General features: G+C 65.2%; 11 protein-coding genes. 7 read left to right on the forward strand and 4 right to left on the reverse strand.

Annotation, left to right across the window (positions count from 1 at the left end):
- Nucleotides 1–56 precede the first annotated feature (56 nt).
- Nucleotides 57–1394 (reverse strand): MFS transporter, encoded by a 1338-nt coding sequence (locus FJV43_RS15070; RefSeq protein ID WP_239628101.1) that lies wholly within the window; start codon nt 1392–1394, stop codon nt 57–59.
- A gap of 143 nt (nt 1395–1537) precedes the next feature.
- Between FJV43_RS15070 and FJV43_RS15075 the strand changes: the two genes are divergently transcribed.
- Genes FJV43_RS15075 through FJV43_RS15090 form a run of 4 tightly spaced genes read left to right on the forward strand, consistent with a single transcriptional unit; the run spans nt 1538 to nt 6136 of the window.
- On the forward strand, nt 1538–2191 hold the full coding sequence (locus tag FJV43_RS15075) for an ABC transporter ATP-binding protein (protein ID WP_239628104.1): 654 nt from the start codon (nt 1538–1540) through the stop codon (nt 2189–2191).
- A complete protein-coding gene (locus tag FJV43_RS15080; RefSeq protein ID WP_239628105.1) occupies nt 2188–4650 on the forward strand; it encodes an FtsX-like permease family protein in 2463 nt (820 codons plus the stop codon). The genes FJV43_RS15075 and FJV43_RS15080 overlap by 4 nt, the downstream gene beginning before the upstream one ends.
- Nucleotides 4640–5722 (forward strand): lipocalin-like domain-containing protein, encoded by a 1083-nt coding sequence (locus FJV43_RS15085; RefSeq protein ID WP_239628106.1) that lies wholly within the window; start codon nt 4640–4642, stop codon nt 5720–5722. Before FJV43_RS15080 ends, FJV43_RS15085 begins: the two co-directional genes overlap by 11 nt.
- A gap of 27 nt (nt 5723–5749) precedes the next feature.
- Nucleotides 5750–6136, forward strand: a complete 387-nt coding sequence (locus FJV43_RS15090; RefSeq protein WP_239628107.1) for an MAPEG family protein — start codon at nt 5750–5752, stop codon at nt 6134–6136.
- A gap of 97 nt (nt 6137–6233) precedes the next feature.
- On the opposite strand, the gene FJV43_RS15095 is transcribed toward FJV43_RS15090, so the two are convergent.
- The 3 genes from FJV43_RS15095 to FJV43_RS15105 all read right to left on the reverse strand — a co-directional run bounded on the left by FJV43_RS15095 (nt 6234) and on the right by FJV43_RS15105 (nt 11961).
- Nucleotides 6234–7424, reverse strand: coding sequence for an ABC transporter substrate-binding protein (locus tag FJV43_RS15095; RefSeq protein ID WP_239628108.1), 1191 nt, complete (start codon nt 7422–7424; stop codon nt 6234–6236).
- A gap of 170 nt (nt 7425–7594) precedes the next feature.
- A complete protein-coding gene (locus tag FJV43_RS15100) occupies nt 7595–10759 on the reverse strand; it encodes a multidrug efflux RND transporter permease subunit (RefSeq protein ID WP_239628110.1) in 3165 nt (1054 codons plus the stop codon).
- Entirely contained in the window at nt 10756–11961 is a 1206-nt protein-coding gene (locus FJV43_RS15105; protein ID WP_239628111.1) for an efflux RND transporter periplasmic adaptor subunit, read from the reverse strand. The genes FJV43_RS15100 and FJV43_RS15105 overlap by 4 nt, the downstream gene beginning before the upstream one ends.
- 494 nt (nt 11962–12455) lie before the next feature.
- On the opposite strand from FJV43_RS15105, the gene FJV43_RS15110 reads away from it, so the two are divergent.
- The 3 genes from FJV43_RS15110 (at nt 12456) to FJV43_RS15120 (ending at nt 16986) form a co-directional block, all read left to right on the forward strand.
- Nucleotides 12456–13610 carry an iron-containing alcohol dehydrogenase gene (locus tag FJV43_RS15110; RefSeq protein WP_239628113.1) on the forward strand — a complete coding sequence of 385 codons (1155 nt, stop codon included), beginning with the start codon at nt 12456–12458 and terminating at the stop codon, nt 13608–13610.
- Nucleotides 13611–13628: 18 nt separating this feature from the next.
- Entirely contained in the window at nt 13629–15179 is a 1551-nt protein-coding gene (locus FJV43_RS15115; protein ID WP_239628115.1) for an AMP-binding protein, read from the forward strand.
- Between the two features lie 208 nt (nt 15180–15387).
- Complete coding sequence (locus tag FJV43_RS15120; protein ID WP_239628117.1) at nt 15388–16986, forward strand: ABC transporter substrate-binding protein; 1599 nt, start codon at nt 15388–15390, stop codon at nt 16984–16986.
- Nucleotides 16987–17025 lie beyond the last annotated feature (39 nt).

Consider the following 17025-nt stretch of genomic DNA (forward strand, 5'->3'; position numbering starts at 1 on the left):
GCGAGACGGGCGCCTTGCTTACCCTCCCCTGGAGGGAGGGTAAGAGAGGCATCGCCTTACGTCGGCGACACCACGCCTTTCAGCGCAGCTGCCTGCGGAGCGGCACCGCGCGTCAGCCTGGTCCTCTCCGTGTTCGGCCAGAGCAGCAGCAGGCCGAGCAGGCCGGAGCCGACCATGATCACGGCGTTGATGGTGAAGCCGGTCATGTAGCCGTCGATCGTGCTGCCGGCCCGCTGGATCGTGGCGCCCATCACGGCCGGCGCGATGATGCCGGCGAGCGTGTAGAGCGCACCGTAGATCGCGAGAATCGCGCCGCGCTGCGACGTCGGCGTGAATTCGCCGAGCATGGGCGGGCAGACGACGTAGATCGCCCCGCACAGGCCCGAGCCGACCACAAGCAGCGCGATCTGAAGGCCCGCGCCCTGGACATGCGGCATCATCGCCAGGATCAGCCCGCCGATCACCAGCGGCACCGAGCCGAGAACGCCGCGAGCCGCACGGGTGTTGTAGCCGCGCGCCATCATCACCTGAGAGATCCAGCCGGTCAGCATGACGATGGTGGCGCCGAACACCCAGGGCAGGATCGAAATCCAGCCGGCCTGGCTCTGTGAGAAGCCGAGCCCCTTGACGATGAACGGCGTGAACCAGGTCAGGCCGAGCGACAGCGCCCAATAGGCGCCGAAGGTTGCGGCGACGCAGCCGATGAAGGTGCGCGAGGTGAGGAGCTGCAGGTAAGGGATCTTCGGCTCGGCCGCGGCCGAGACTTGCGTGTCCTCCAGCGGCCCTTCCTTGCCGAGCGCGAGCCAGGCCGCAACCCAGATCAGGCCGACGACGCCCAGCGCGCCGAAGGCGTAGTGCCAGGAATGGTTGACGATGATCCAGTTCAGCGCCGGCACCGCGAGGATGACGCCGAAGGCCGAACCCTGCGACAGGATCGCGGTCGGCAGCGTGCGCTTCTCGTCGGGGAACCATTTGTAGATGGCGTGCGCGGCGACCGAGAAGGCCGGGCCTTCGCCGGCGCCCAGCACGATGCGGCAGATCAGGAGCGTGGTGAAGGAGACGGTGCCGACCATCGGAAATTGCGCCAGCGCCCAGATCACGGCCAGAGCAAGCAGCACCCAGCGCGTCGGCACCTTGTTGACGATGAAGCCGACCACGATGGCAGAGATCGAGAACAGGAAGAAGAACGAGGACCCGAGCAGGCCGAACTGCTCGGCGCTGAGCTTCATGTCGGTCATGATCGGCACGCCGGCGAGACCGACGACGATCTTGTCCGCGAAGTTCACCACCATGAAGAGAAAGAGGAGAAATGTAATGGTCCAGGCGCCCTTCGGCGTTGCCTTGGATTCCCCTGCCGTCCTGCCCGCCGCCGCCGGCGTTCCCTGAGCGCTCATGAATCTCCCCGTATGTCTTGCTGGCACTTTTTTGATTTGGCCATCTTGGAAGCTAACAACGGCTTTGGAGCCAACGCAACGGGCATTTCCGCAGCGAGTGTGCTACGCAGCAATTGTGTCAATTCCGTCCGGCGCCATTCATCGTGCTGAGCATCCGAAATCTGTCCAAGACGTTCTCCTCGGCCGTCGAGCCGGTCCATGTGCTGCGCGGCGTCGATCTCGACCTCAGGCACGGCGAGCGCGTGGCACTGACCGGCGAGTCCGGCAGCGGCAAGAGCACATTGCTGCATCTGATCGCGGGGCTCGATGCCGCCGACGGCGGCACGATCCGGCTGGAGGAGATCGAGGTCACCAAGCTGTCGGATGCGGGACGCGCCAGCTTGCGGAGGGATCGCATCGGGCTGGTGTTTCAGCAATTCAACCTGATCCCGAGCCTCTCGGTCGCGGACAATCTCGCCTTCCAGGCGCGGATCGCCGGCCGGCATGATGGGGCCTGGATCAAGGAGCTTGTCGAGCGACTCGGACTCGGCAGCCTGCTCAAGCGTTATCCAGAGCAAATATCAGGCGGCCAGCAACAACGGGTCGCGATCGGCCGGGCCCTGGCGACAAAGCCTTCGCTGCTGCTCGCGGACGAGCCGACCGGCAATCTGGACGAAGCCACCGCCGAGGACGTGCTGGCGCTGACGCGCGACCTCGTCGCGCGCACCGGCTGCGGCTTCCTGATGGTGACGCACAGCCTGCATCTGGCAGCGACGCTCGACCGTCACCTCACCCTGCATGCGGGACGCATCGCATGAGGCGCGCGCTGTGGATCCTCGCCGTGCTGCTCAGCCATTGGCGGCGTCACAAGATGCAGTTCGCCACGCTGCTGATCGGGCTGATCGCAGCGACCGCGCTGTGGAGCGGCGTGCAGGCGATCAACCAGCAGGCCCGCAATGCCTATGACCGTGCCGCGGCGACGTTCGGCGGCGTGCGCACGGCGATGCTGGTTGCGCCAAAGGCCGCAACCTTCTCCCAGGAGTTGTTCGTCAAGCTCCGGCGCGCGGGCTGGCCGGTCGCGCCGGTGCTGGAGGGGCGGGTCCAGATCAACGGGCGCTCGGTGCGGCTGCTCGGCATCGAGCCGGTGACGCTGCCGGCCGATGTCGGCAACGCGCCGCGGCTCGGCGCCTCGGATCTGAGCAGCTTCGTTGCGCCGCCGGGCCGGACGCTGGTGGCGCGGGAGACGCTGGCCGACTTGCACGAGGCGGAAGGCGCGGCGCCGGCGATCAGCGATGGAGCAAGGCTGCCGCCGCTGCGCGTGCTGCCGCAGCTCGTGCCCGATGTGCTCGTGGTCGACATCGGCGTGGCACAGCGCCTCCTCAACAAGCCGGATCAGGTGTCCCGGCTCCTGATCGGCAAGCCGAAGGGCAAGCCGGCGCCGCTGGCCAGCGTCGTCGGCGAGCAGTTGCAGCGGGTCGAGCCGGATGCCGAGACGGAGCTCGAGCACCTCACCGACAGTTTCCATCTCAATCTCACCGCGTTCGGCCTGTTGTCGTTCTTCGTCGGCCTGTTCATCGTCAACTCGGCCGTCGGCCTCGCCTTCGAGCAGCGGCTGCCGATGCTGCGGACCTTGCGCGCCTGCGGCGCCTCGGCGCAGCTGGTCAACACGGTGCTGGTGATCGAGCTGGTGGCACTGGCGCTGATCGCCGGGCTGATCGGGCTCGCTTGCGGCTATTTCATCGCGGCTGCTTTGCTACCCGACGTCGCCGCATCGCTGCGCGGGCTCTATGGCGCGCAGATTCCGGGGCAGCTCAGCCTGCGAAGCGAATGGTGGCTCGCCGGCATCGGCATCAGCGTCGCCGGCGCGCTGGTGGCAGCCGCGACGAGCCTGATCAAGGCGATCAGGATGCCGGTGCTGGCAACCGCCCAGCCGCGCGCCTGGCAGCAGCGGCAACGCCGCTGGCTGGTCCTGCAGAGCTGTGCGGCCTGCGCCGTGTTCGCCGTCGCGTTGCTGCTGCTCCAGTACGGTCAATCGCTGATCGCAGGCTTTGGCGTGCTCGCGGCGCTGATGCTCGGCGCGGCGCTGATCCTGCCGGCCTTCCTCGACATCATCCTGCTCGCCGGCCAGCGCCTCGCGCGTGGCCCGCTTGCGCTGTGGTTCTGGGCGGACAGCCGGCAACAGCTTTCCGGATTGTCGCTCGCGCTGATGGCGCTGCTGCTCGCGCTCGCCGTCAATGTCGGGGTGTCCACCATGGTGGAGACCTTCAGCCGCACCTTCATCGGCTGGCTCGACGGGCGGCTCGCCGCCGACGTCTACATCAGCGCGTCCGACAATGCGCAGGGCGTTGCGATCCGCAACTGGCTGAAGGAGCGCAGCGACGTCCAGTCGATCCTCTCGGGCGGACGTGCGGAAGCGCAGATTCAAGGCCAGCCGGTCGAACTGCTGGGCCTGCCCGATCACGCGCTCTATCGCGAGCGCTGGCCGCTGCTGCAAGCCGCGCCGCGCGCCTGGACCCGTCTGGTGCCGGGCAATGCCGCCTTCATCAGCGAGCAGTTGAGCCGCCGGCTGAATGTGCGCCTCGGTGACGTGATCGAAGTGCCGGCGCCGGGCGGCACCTGGGAGCTCGACATCGTCGGCATCTATGCCGATTACGGCAATCCCAGGGGGCAGCTGGCCGTGAATGTCGCGGCGCTGATCCGGCAGTTTCCGCAGACGCCGCAGACGCGGATGGGGCTGATCGTCGAAAAGGAGAATATCCCCGGCCTGATCGCGGCCCTGCAGAAGCAGTTTGCGCTCGACGACCGCAGCGTCGCCGACCAGGCGACGGTGAAGGCGGAATCGATCCGCATCTTCAACCGCACCTTCGCCGTGACCTCGGCGCTGAACGCCTTCACGCTCGGCGTCGCCGGCATCGCGCTGCTGACCAGCCTGCTGACGCTGGCGAACTCCCGCCTGCCCCAGCTCGCCCCGCTTTGGGCGATCGGCGTCACGCGGCCGCGCCTTGCCGCGATCGAGCTGACCAAGACGCTTTCGGTCGCATTGTTCACGTCCCTGCTGGCGGTGCCGCTCGGCCTCCTGGTGGCGTGGTGCCTGATTGCGATCGTCAATGTGAAGGCATTCGGCTGGCGGCTGCCGTTCCACGTGTTTCCGCTGCAATTGGTCGAACTGGTCGTGGTCGCACTGCTTGCTTCGCTGGTGGCCGCCTTGCTGCCGATGCTGCGGCTGGCGCGGATGCAGCCGGCGACCCTCGTCAAGGTGTTTGCCAATGAGCGCTGACCGGATCTCGCGGCGCACGTTCGCCGCCGGCATCGCCGCCCTCGCTCTCGCGCGGCACGCCGACGCGCAGGGCTATGCCGGGCTCGGCGAGACCGCCGACGGCTTTGCGAAGGTCACGCCCGGAAGGACATTCACCTTCCCCGCCGATCACGGGCCGCATCCGGACTTTCGCATCGAGTGGTGGTATCTCACGGCGAACCTGGTCGATGGCAGCGGCGCGGCCTGCGGCCTGCAATGGACGCTGTTCCGCCAGGCCGCGCAGCCGGGCCCGCAAGGCGAGGGCTGGGCCAATCAGCAGGTGTGGATGGCGCATGCAGCGGTGACACGGCCCGACACCCACCGCTTCAGCGAAACGTTTTCGCGCGGCGGCGTGGGGCAGGCCGGCGTGACGGCCAAGCCGTTCGATGCCTGGATCGACGACTGGGAGATGAAGGGCCTTGAACGCACCGACGATCGCACACTGGCACCGCTGACGCTGAAGGCGTCCGGCACCGATTTCAGCTACGCATTAACGCTGGAGGCCGATCGTCCGGTGGTCCTGCAGGGCGATGGCGGCTACAGCCGCAAGTCCGAGCGCGGGCAGGCGTCCTACTATTACAGCCAGCCGTTCTATCGCGCGCGCGGCACGCTCACCATCGACGACAGGCCGGTCGACGTCTCGGGCCAGGCCTGGATGGACAGGGAGTGGAGCAGCCAGCCGCTCGATGCCGACCAGACCGGCTGGGACTGGCTCTCACTGCATCTCGCATCCGGCGACAAGCTGATGCTGTACCGGCTGCGGCAGAAGGACGGCAAGGATTATCCGTTCGGCAACTGGATCAGCGCTGCCGGCGAGACGCAGATGATTGCGGGAGGCGACATCCAGATGATGCCAAGCGCCACCGCGGATGTCGCGGGACGCAAGCTGCCGGTGGAATGGCAGATCGCGATCCCCTCGCGATCGTTCTCGATTGCTTGCAAGCCGCTCAATTCCAAGGCCTGGATGGGGACCGGCTTCTCCTATTGGGAAGGACCGATCAGCTTTGCCGGCTCGCATGACGGCGTTGGCTATCTCGAGCTGACAGGGTATTGAAGCGCGACCTCTTCGAAGGGACTAGCGATGTATCATCTCACCGCCCTCGTCACGCTGCTGGCGATTGCGTTCTACTTCTTCACCTGCATCAACGTGTCGCGCTCGCGTACCGCAACCGGCGTCAAGGTGCCGGCGATGTCGGGCCATCCGGATTTTGAACGCGCGTTCCGCATCCAGATGAACACGCTGGAATGGATGCCGATCTTCCTGCCGGCGCTTTGGCTGTTCGCGATCTACATCAGCGACGCCATCGCGGCGGGCATCGGCGTGGTCTGGATCATCGGGCGCGTCGTCTACTTCGTGGGCTATTCGAAGGCGGCGGCCAAGCGCGGCCCGGGCTTTGCGATCCAGGGCATCGCGGCGATGGCGCTGTGGGTGGGAGCGCTGGGGGCGGTGGTGTTGCGCATGGTGTGAGAGGCGGGAGGCCGCAACATACTCGGTGTCGTCCCGGACAAGCGAAGCGCCGATCCGGGACAACGGCGGAGTGCGCAGTGGCAGCCTTGCCTCTTCCCTACTTCGTCAGCGGGCAACCGCTCTCCTTGGCGGTGAAGAAGGCCTTGTCGCCCGGGACGGTGGCGAGCAGCTTGTAATAGTCCCACGGCTTCTTCGATTCCGAGGGCTTCTTGACCTCGAACAGATACATGTCGTGGACCATGCGGCCGTTCTCGAGCACCTTGCCGCCTTGCGCGAAGTCGTCATCGACCGGCAGCTCCTTCAGCTTCTTGGCGACGGCATCCGGATCCTTGGTGCCGGCCGCCTTGACCGCCTTGAGATAGCTCAGCGTCGCCGAATAGGTGCCGGCATGGATCATGCTCGGCATCCGGCCGGTGCGCTTGAGGAAGCGTTCGCCGAGATTGCGCGTCTTGTCGTTGAGATCCCAGTAATAGCCTTCGGTCAGCACGAGACCTTGCGCGGCCTGAAGGCCGAGGCCGTTGACTTCGGCGAGCGTCATCAAGAGGCCCGCGAGCTTCTGGCCGCCGGAGACGATGCCGAACTCGGACGCCTGCTTGATCGAGTTGGTGGTGTCGAGGCCGGCATTGGCGAGGCCCACGATCTTCGCCTTCGAGCTCTGCGCCTGGAGCAGGAAGGAGGAGAAGTCCGAGGAGTTGAGCGGCACGCGCACCGAGCCGACCACCTTGCCGCCATTGGCGGTGACGATCTCGCTGGTGTCCTTCTCCAGCGCATAGCCGAAGGCGTAATCCGCGGTCAGGAAGAACCAGGTGTCGCCGCCGGCCTTGGTCAGTGCGCCGCCAGTGCCGACGCCGAGCGCGCGGGTGTCGTAGGCCCAGTGAAAGCCGTAGGGCTGGCAGGCATCGCCGGTGAGACGCGAGGTCGCGGCGCCGACGACGATGTCGATCTTCTTCTTTTCCTTGGAGAGCTCGTGGATCGCAAGCGCGACCGAGGAGGTCGTCAGCTCCGTGATCATGTCGACGTTCTCGACGTCGTACCAGCGCCGCGCGATCGAGGCGGCGAGGTCCGGCTTGTTCTGATGGTCGGCGGTGACGAGCTCGATCTTCTGGCCGAGCACCTCGCCGCCGAAATCCTCGATCGCCATCCTGGCCGCTTCGACCGACCATTTGCCGCCGTAGTCGGCATAGACGCCGGACTGGTCGTTGAGGATGCCGATCTTGACGCCTTGCGCCGAGACCGGCGCGGCGAGCAACACGGCCGACGCTGCGGCGACCAAAAATGCTGATTTCATTCGTTAAGCTCCCAGTAGTTTTCTGTTTTGAAATCGCGCGGATATTAGTGAAGAACGCCGCGCGTGCCCATCCATTGCATGTTGGTCGTTAGTATGAAGCAGGCGTCGCCATGGATCGTTCCGCACGAGCGCAGCGAAGCGGAGCATAAAGCCAGGACGACATTTGCACCTTATGCGGCCACCTCCGGCTTCTTGTCCCGCCGCCCCTCCGCGAGGTTCCGCACCACCACGTAGAAGATCGGCGTGAACAGAAGCCCGAACAGGGTGACGCCGATCATGCCGAAGAAGACGGCAACGCCGACGGCCTGCCGCATCTCCGAGCCGGAGCCGCTGGAGATCACCAGCGGCAGCACGCCGAGGATGAAGGCGAACGACGTCATCAGGATCGGCCTCAGGCGCAGGCGGCAGGCCTCGATCACGGCCTCCAGCCGCGGCTTGCCCTCGTTCTCGATGTCGCGCGCGAACTCGACGATCAGGATCGCGTTCTTCGCCGCCAGTCCCACCAGCACGACGAAGCCGATCTGCGTTAGGATGTTGACATCCTGGCCCATGATGCGCACACCGATGGTGGCGGCGAGCAGGCACATCGGCACGATCAGGATCACCGCGAAGGGCAAGGTCCAGCTGCCATATTGCGCTGCGAGCACGAGATAGACGAACAGCACGCAGATCGGGAACACGTAGAGGCCGGCGTTGCCGCCAGTGATCTGCTGGTAGGACAGGTCCGTCCACTCGAAAGTGAAGCCGCTCGGCAGCGTGTCGTCCGCGAGCTGCTTGATGGTGTTGAGCGCGGTGGTCGAGCTGGTGCCCGGTGCCGGTTCGCCCTGAAGTTCCGACGCCGCATAGAGATTGTAGCGCGCCACGCGGTCGGGGCCGGACACGTCCTTGAACTCGACCACACTGCCGAGCATCACCATGTCGCCATTGGCGTTGCGCGTCCGCAATCGCGCGAGATCGCTGGGCTCTTTCCGGAACGGGAAGTCCGCCTGCGCGGTGACGTGGTAGGTGCGGCCGAACAGGTTGAAGTCGTTGACATAGGTCGATCCGAAATAGGTCTGGATCGTATCGTTGATGTTGGAGATGGGCACGCCCAGCTTCTGCGCCTTGGTGCGGTCGATGTCGACGAAGAGCTGCGGCGTGTTGGCACTGAACGGCGAGAACACCGTCGGAGCGAGCAGCAAGGGCGATTTGCGCGCCGCAGCGACGAGCTCGTCGGTGGCCGCGGCGAGCAGCTCAGGCCCGCGACCCTGGCGGTCCTGGATACGGATGGTGAAGCCGCCGCCGGTGCCGATGCCGGGCACGGCCGGCGGCGGAATCACGATGATGAAGGCGCCCTGGATCGCGGCCAGGCGCTTGCGCAGCTCGACCGTGATGGCGTTCGCAGACAATCCCTTCTTCATCCGCGCCTCAGGCTCGTCGAACACCGGAAACAGCGCGGCCGCGTTGCCGGCCTGCGTGCGCGTAGCGCCGGAGAAGCCGGCGAAAGCGGCAACGCGGATGATGCCCGGCGTATCCAGCGAGATGCGCTCGATCTCGCGGACCACCTCGGTGGTGCGCGCCAGCGAAGCGGCGCCCGGCAATTGCACCGATATGATGACATAGCCGCGATCCTGCGCGGGGATGAAGCCCTGCGGGGTGGTCACGATCAGCCAGCCGGCGCTGCCGATCAGCACGACGTAGATCAGAAGCATCACGACGGAGTGGCGGATCACGAAGTTGGCGAGGCCCGCATAGCCGTGCGCCAGACGGTCGAATACGCGGTTGAACACGCCAGTGAATGCGTTCCAGCCGCGCGCGATGACATTCCAGGCGGCCGGCGGACGCTTCTCTTCGTGCGGCGTGAGGATCTGCGAGGCCAGCGCGGGAGACAGCGTCAGCGAGCAGAAGCAGGAGATCGCGGTCGCAACGGCAATGGTGACGGCGAACTGCTGAAAGAACTGCCCGGAAATGCCGCCGAGGAACGCGGTCGGGACAAACACCGCACACAGCACCAGGGCGATCGAGACCAGCGCGCCGCCGACCTCTTCCATCGTCTTCAGCGCCGCATCGCGACGACTGAGGCCGTGCTCGAGATGGCGCTCGACGTTCTCGACCACGACGATGGCATCATCGACCACGATGCCGACGGCGAGGACGAGTCCGAACAGGGTCAGATTGTTGATCGAGAATCCAAGCGCCGCCATCACCGCGAAGGTGCCGACCAGCGAGACCGGGATCGCGATGATCGGAATGATCGCGGGCCGCCATCCTTGCAGGAATACCAGCACCACGACGACCACAAGCAGCATGGCTTCGTAGATTGTCTTGATCAGCTCGTGGACGGACTGGGCGATGAACTCGGTCGGATTATAGCCGATGTTGTAGTCGAGACCTTTCGGAAAGCTCTCCTTGAGCTTCGTCATGGTGTCGGAGATGCTCTTGGCCGTCGCGAGCGCGTTCGATCCGGGCCGCTGGGTCACCAGCATGGCGACGGCCGATTTGCGCAGCAGGAAACTGTTGGTGGAGTAAGCGAGTGCGCCGAGCTCGATGCGGGCGACGTCGCGCAGGCGCACCGTGCGGCCGTCGGAACCGGCCTTGATCAGGATGTCCTCGAACTGCTTCTGGTCCTTCAAACGTCCGGTGAAGGTGAGGTTCGGCTGGAAGGCGCGGTCCGCGATCGGCGGCTCGGCGATCTGGCCGCCGGCGATCTGGACGTTCTGCGCGCGGATCGCGGCCAATACCTCGGCCGAGGTCAGGCCGAGATTGGCGATTCGATCAGGGTCGAGCCACAGCCGCATCGAATAGTCGCGCGCACCGAAAATCTGGATGTCGCCGACGCCGTCGATGCGCAGCAGCTGGTCGCGGACCTGAAGCAGCGCGTAGTTGGATATGTAGAGCTGGTCGAAGGTGTCGTCCGGCGACAGCATGAACACGACCATCAGGATGTCGGGCGAGTTCTTGCGGGTGACGACGCCGTTGCGCTGCACCTCGTCCGGCAGTTGCGGCTGTGCAATCGCAACGCGGTTCTGCACCAGCACCTGGGCCTTGTCGAGATCGGTGCCGAGCTTGAAGGTGACGGTGATCGTCAACTGTCCGTTTGAGGTCGCCTGGCTGTAGAGATACAGCATGTCCTCGACGCCGTTGATCTGCTGCTCTATGGGAGCCGCGACCGTATCGGACACGGTCTGCGCCGAGGCGCCGGGATATTGCGTGGTGACGACCACGGTGGGCGGCACCACTTGCGGATATTCGGACACCGGCAGCGTGGTGTAGGCGAGCGCGCCGACGATCAGCAGCACAATCGACAGCACCATCGCCAGGATGGGCTGGTTGATGGAGAGGCGGCCGAGATTCATGACTTGCCACCGGCCGGGGTTTGCGCGGTCTGCGGGGCGACCTTGGCACCGACGCGGGCGCGCTGGATGCCGCTGACGATGACGCGATCGTCCGGCTTCAGCCCTTCGCGGATCACGCGCAGGCCCTCGTCGAGCGGCCCGAGCACGACAGGGCGCGCCTCGACCGTGTCATCAGGTTTCACCACGAAAATGATCTTGCGGGACTGGTCGGTCGCGATCGCGACGTCCGGAATCAGCAGCGCCTCATAGGGCGCGCTGGCGATGAGGCGGACGCGACCGAACTGGCCGGGCAGGATCGACAAATCTGTGTTCTTGACCACCGCGCGGCTGCGCAACGTTCCCGTGGAGACGTCGAGGCGATTGTCGAGGAAGTTGATGGTGCCTTCGTGAGACGGCTTGGTCTCGCCGGCGAGAGACACCTGCACCGGGTTTGCCGTGTCGCGCGAGCTCGGGCGACGGCCTTCGAACCACAGCTTGCTGTATTTGATGAACGTTGCCTCATCCATGTCGAAATAGATGTAGATCGGATCGAGTGTCACGATGGAGGTCAGAAGCGTCGACGTTCCGTTGTCGCTGCCCTGCACGAGATTGCCGGGGCTGACGAGATGGCGGCTGACGCGGCCGGTGAGCGGCGCCGTCACATGCGTGAATTCGATGTTGAGCTTTGCGGCCTTCAGCGCTCCTTCCGCCTGCATCTCGGCCGCATGCGCGGCCTGCAAGGCCTGGCGGCGCTGATCCACCACCTGTTCGGAGACGGCACTGGTCTGCACCAGGCTGAGGCCGCGATCGAGCTCGCGCTTGGCGAGCTCCACTTTGGCCCGTGCATCCGAGAGCTGGCCCTCCGCCTGAGCGGCCACCGCCTCGAACGGGCGCGGGTCGATCACGTAGAGCAGATCGCCCTGACGCACGATGGCGCCGTCCGTGAACTCGACCGAGTTGACGAAGCCGCCGACGCGCGGCCGCACCTGCACCTCCTCCACCGCCTCGAAGCGGCCGGTGAACTCGTCCCAATCGGTGACGGTGCGCTTGACCGGTTGGGCGACCGTCACCTGCGCCGGCGGCGGAGCGCCCGCTTGCGAGGTCGGCTGTCCGCAACCGGTGAGCGTGAATGAGGCGGCGAGAAGGCCGACAATGCCATAGTGGCGTGGCTGAACGAAATCGTGCCTTTTGACAAGTCGCTCGCTTCCGTCCGGTGCAGTCATCCCAGGTCCTCGCATCAAAGCCGCGCAAAAAGCAGGGTACGCGCCTACCCGCGGGCGACACAAGATGGGTGGAGTTGATGAAATCTTCAAGACGACGAAACGCGCAATGCTCGGCGAGATGTCCTAACCGGATGACGGGTTGACAGGGAGAGGGTCGCGGCATCGTGCGGTCGGTTGATGGATGCCACATCGAAGGTGCCACCCTCCCCTGGAGGGCAGGGCAATCGCATTTGAATATTGCAGAGGTCGTCATGCCCGGGCTTGTCCCGGGCATCCACGTTCTTTGTGCTGCGTGGAAAGGCGTGGATGGCCGGGACAAGCCCGGCCATGACGCTGTGGAAACAGTCGGTACCCATAGCCACGTCTCATATGCGATAGCCCTGCCCTGGAGGGGGAGGGTAAGAAACGGCCAGCGTCTTCGCACATGACGGATGCCGGCCGCTCGGCTAGATTACCCCCACAAAAACAAGACGAATTGTCCGGGGAGGACAGGCGTGCACCAGGGACGTGTCGTTTTCGGCGCGATCGAGGAGGTTGTGTTCGGCCATCCTGCAGCCGGCGCCATCGTCGCGCAGATGGACCGGCTGGGAACGCGCCGCGCGTTCCTGATGGTTTCGGGCACGCTGAACCGGCAGACCGACGAAATCGAGAAGATCACGCAGGCGCTCGGGGAGCGCTGTGCCGGCCTGTTCGACGCCATGCCGGCGCATACGCCGCGTGAGGCGGTGATCGCGGCGACCCAGGCGGCGCGCGAGGCGGACGCCGACCTCATCGTCACCGTGGGCGGCGGCTCGATCACCGACGGCGCCAAGGCGGTCCAGCTCTGCCTCGCCAACGGCATCGATGATATCGAAGGCATCGAGCGCATCCGCGTGCACAAGGGCGTCGCGCCCGAGATGACCGCGCCAACAGTGCGGCAGATCAGCGTACCGACCACGATCGCCGGCGGCGAGTTCAGCGCGATCGCGGGTGTCACCGAACGCAGTACGCATGTGAAGCAGATGCTGCGGCATCCGCTCATCGTGCCGCGTGCGACCATCCTCGACCCCGCCATCACCGTGCACACGCCGGAATGGCTGTTCCTGTCCACCGGCATCCGCGCCGTCGATCATTGCGTCGAAGCGATCTGCTCTCGCGAGACGCATCCCTATGCCGACGCGCAATCGGTGAAGGGACTCGCCATGCTCGCCGATGCGCTGCCGCGGGTGAAGGCCAATCCTGCCGATCTCGACGCGCGGATGGACGCGCAGATCGGCACCTGGCTGTCGATGGGCGCGCTCGCAGCCGGCGTGCCGATGGGCGCGAGCCACGGCATCGGTTACGTCCTGGGCGCGGCCTTCGACGTGCCGCATGGCTACACCTCGTGCATCATGCTGCCGGCGGTGATGCGATGGAATGCGCGCGACAATGCCGAGCGCCAGATGATCGTCGCGGCCGCCATGGGCTATCCCGGCCACGATGCCGCCGATGTGCTCGATGCCTTCATCCGCTCGCTCGGCCTGCCGCGCAGCCTCGCTGACGTGCGGGTGTCGCCGCAGCATTTCGATGCCATCGCCGAGCAGGCGATGCGTACGAACTGGATTCCACGTAACCCACGCAGGATCGATGGCCCCGCCGACGTGCGCGAAATCCTGCTTCTTGCCGCCTGATCGAAAGCCGGAGGATCGATGTATACTGGTACGCATGCCCGCCTGCGCCCGCTCCAGCCCGCCTTCATCATGGCGGCGACGGGCGAGACCGTCACCTATCGCGAGCTCGAGGCACGCAGCAATCGGCTGGCGCATCTGCTCCGCAGGCACGGCTTGAGGCGGCTCGATCACTACTCGATCTTCATGGAGAACAATTCGCGTTACCTGGAAGCCTGCGGCGCGGGTGAACGCGCCGGGCTCTACTACACCTGCATCAACTCCTTCCTGACGCCGGGCGAGCTCGCCTATCTCCTCGTCAACAGCCAGTCGAAGATCCTGATCACGTCCATGGCCAAGCTCGACATCGCGCGCGAGGCGATCAAGGCCTGCCCCGACGTCAAGCTCTGCATCGTCGCCGACGGCCCCGGTGAGAGCGAACGTATCGTCGGGCTTGCGGAGGTGACTGCCGAGCTGCCCAGGACGCCGATCGCCGACGAGTGGCTAGGTACCGCCATGCTCTATTCGTCCGGCACGACGGGACGGCCGAAGGGCATCTTGCGGCCCCTGCCGGAAGAGCCGCCGCGGCACAATCTGCCGCTGTTCGATTTTCTGACGAAGCTTTGGCGCTACCGGGAAGGCATGGTCTATCTGTCGCCCGCACCGCTCTATCACTCCGCCCCGCAGGCTGCCGTGAACCTCACGATCCGCATGGGCGGCACCGTGATCATCATGGAGAGTTTCGATCCCGAGCGTTACCTCCAGCTCGTCGAGCAATGGGGCATCACCCACACGCAGCTGGTGCCGACGATGTTCTCGCGCATGCTGAAGTTGCCGGAGGAGGTGCGTGGCCGCTACGACCTTTCCTCGCTGGAGATCGCGATCCACGCCGCCGCACCCTGCCCGGCCCTGGTCAAGGACGACATGATCAAATGGTGGGGACCGATCATCCACGAATATTACGGCGCGACCGAGGGCCTCGGCTTCACCGCCTGCAACAGCGAGGAATGGCTCGCCCATCGCGGCACGGTCGGCAAGGTGCTGCTCGGCGATCTGCACATCCTGGATGAGAACATGCGGGAATGCCCGACCGGCACACCGGGCCAGGTCTGGTTCAAGACGGCAACGCCGTTCGAATATTTCAACGATCCGGAGAAGACCAAAGAGGCGCGCTCGGCCGACGGCAGCATGAGCACGGTCGGCGACGTCGGCTATGTCGACGCCGACCGATTCCTGTACCTGACCGACCGCGCGACCTTCATGATCATCTCCGGCGGGGTGAATATCTATCCGCAGGAATGCGAGAACCTGCTGATCACCCATCCGAAGGTTGCCGACGCGGCCGTTTTCGGCGTGCCCAATGCCGATCTCGGCGAAGAGGTGAAGGCCGTGGTGCAACCTGTGCCGGGTGTGGTGCCGGGGCCGGCTCTGGCCGAAGAGCTGATCGCGTTCTGCGCAAAATCGCTGTCGCGGCAGAAGGTGCCGCGCTCGGTCGATTTCGAGAAGGAGTTGCCGCGGCTGCCGACAGGGAAGTTGTACAAGCGGCTGCTGCGGGACCGGTATTGGGGGAACAAGGCGTCCCGGATCGTGTGAGGACACGCGCCGCAAACAACAGCTGCACAATGCGCCAGGAGCCGCCTCTTCGCACCTGCACTCTCGCATCGGGAGAGAGAAAGTCCCGCGGCCATCCGTCATCCGAATTGTCGAGGCGTCCTGCGGCCTTGCGGGTTGCCTCGCTGCACGCGCCTCGCTATCGTCTGACAAACAGGCCGCAAAAGGCCGTTGTCCAGGGAGGATGAGCATGCGGAGCGTGTGGGCGCTCGCCGCAATGGCGGCGCTATCTGTGCTGACGACCTCGACCGCCACGCTCGCCGGCGAGTCCAAGCAGGGCGGTGTCCTACGGATGTATCACCGCGACAGTCCCGGCAATGCTTCGATCCACGAAGGTGCGACCTACTCCCTCAACGTTCCCTTCATGCCGGTGTTCAACAACCTCGTCATCTACAAGCAGGACGTGGCTCAGAACAGCATGGACAGCATCGTCCCCGACCTTGCCGAGAGCTGGGCCTGGGTGAACGACAACAAGACGCTGACTTTCAAGCTGCGCCAAGGCGTGAAATGGCACGACGGCAAGCCGTTCACCTCGGCCGACGTCAAGTGCACCTTCGACATGCTGATGGGCAAGGCGCAGCAGAAATTCCGGCAGAACCCGCGCAAGTCCTGGTACGATCAGGTCGTCGACATCTCGACCAACGGCGACTCCGAGGTCTCCTTCAATCTGAAACGGCCGCAGCCCTCGCTGCTGGCACTGCTCGCCTCGGGCTACACGCCGGTCTATCCCTGCCACGTCTCGCCGGCGGAGATGCGCACCCATCCGATCGGCACCGGCCCGTTCAAGTTCGTCGAGTTCAAGGCCAATGAGTCCATCAAGCTGACCCGCAATCCCGACTATTGGCGCAAGGGCCGGCCCCATCTCGACGGCATCGAGTTCACCATCATCCCGAACCGCTCGACCGCGATCCTCGCCTTCGTGGCCGGCAAGTTCGACATGGCCTTTCCGACCGAGGTGACGATCCCGCTGGTGAAGGACGTCAAGTCGCAGGCGCCGAACGCGATCTGCGAGATCGCGCCGACCAATGTCTCGACCAACATCATCGTCAACTCGTCTTCGCCCCCGTTCGACAATGTCGACATCCGCCGCGCCATGGCGATGGCACTCGACCGCAAGGCTTTCATCTCGATCATGTTCGAGGGCCAGGGCGACATCGGCGGCACCATGCTGCCGCCGCCGAACGGCCTGTGGGGCATGCCCAAGGAGATGCTGGAGACCATTCCGGGCTATGGCTCCGACGTGAAGGCCAACCGCGAGGAGGCGAAGAAGCTGATGCAGAAGGCCGGCTACGGGCCGGACAAGCATCTCGCCGTGAAGGTCTCCACGCGCAACATCCCGATCTATCGCGATCCCGCGGTGATCCTGATCGACCAGCTCAAGAACATCTACATCGACGGCGAGCTCGACGTCGTCGAGACCGCGAACTGGTTCCCGAAGGTCGCGCGCAAGGACTACATGATCGGACTCAATCTGACCGGCAACGCCGTGGATGATCCCGACCAGTCGTTCTACGAGAACTATTCCTGCGGCTCGGAGCGCAACTACACCAATTACTGCAACAAGGAGATCGAAAAGCTGTTCGACGTGCAGTCGCAGGAGACCAATGTCGAGAAGCGCAGGAAGCTGGTCTGGGACATCGACAAGAAGTTGCAGGAGGACGTCGCACGGCCCATCATCTTCCACAGCCGCATGGGCAGCTGCTGGCAGCCCTACGTGAAGGGCATCACCATCATGACGAACAGCTCCTATAACGGCTATCGGTACGAGGACGTGTGGCTGGACAAGTAGCGCAGGCCGCGGACGGCTGACGGGCACGACGGGAGGCGG

The organism is Bradyrhizobium sp. I71, from assembly GCF_022354745.1.
Taxonomy (GTDB): domain Bacteria; phylum Pseudomonadota; class Alphaproteobacteria; order Rhizobiales; family Xanthobacteraceae; genus Bradyrhizobium; species Bradyrhizobium liaoningense.

Coding starts and splice junctions, on each gene's coding strand:
- FJV43_RS15070 (WP_239628101.1), bottom strand. CDS start 1,394: ATGAGCGCTCAGGGAACGCCGGCGGCGGCGGGCAGGACGGCAGGGGAA.
- FJV43_RS15080 (WP_239628105.1), top strand. CDS start 2,188: ATGAGGCGCGCGCTGTGGATCCTCGCCGTGCTGCTCAGCCATTGGCGG.
- FJV43_RS15120 (WP_239628117.1), top strand. CDS start 15,388: ATGCGGAGCGTGTGGGCGCTCGCCGCAATGGCGGCGCTATCTGTGCTG.
- FJV43_RS15105 (WP_239628111.1), bottom strand. CDS start 11,961: ATGACTGCACCGGACGGAAGCGAGCGACTTGTCAAAAGGCACGATTTC.
- FJV43_RS15090 (WP_239628107.1), top strand. CDS start 5,750: ATGTATCATCTCACCGCCCTCGTCACGCTGCTGGCGATTGCGTTCTAC.
- FJV43_RS15100 (WP_239628110.1), bottom strand. CDS start 10,759: ATGAATCTCGGCCGCCTCTCCATCAACCAGCCCATCCTGGCGATGGTG.
- FJV43_RS15095 (WP_239628108.1), bottom strand. CDS start 7,424: ATGAAATCAGCATTTTTGGTCGCCGCAGCGTCGGCCGTGTTGCTCGCC.
- FJV43_RS15115 (WP_239628115.1), top strand. CDS start 13,629: ATGTATACTGGTACGCATGCCCGCCTGCGCCCGCTCCAGCCCGCCTTC.
- FJV43_RS15085 (WP_239628106.1), top strand. CDS start 4,640: ATGAGCGCTGACCGGATCTCGCGGCGCACGTTCGCCGCCGGCATCGCC.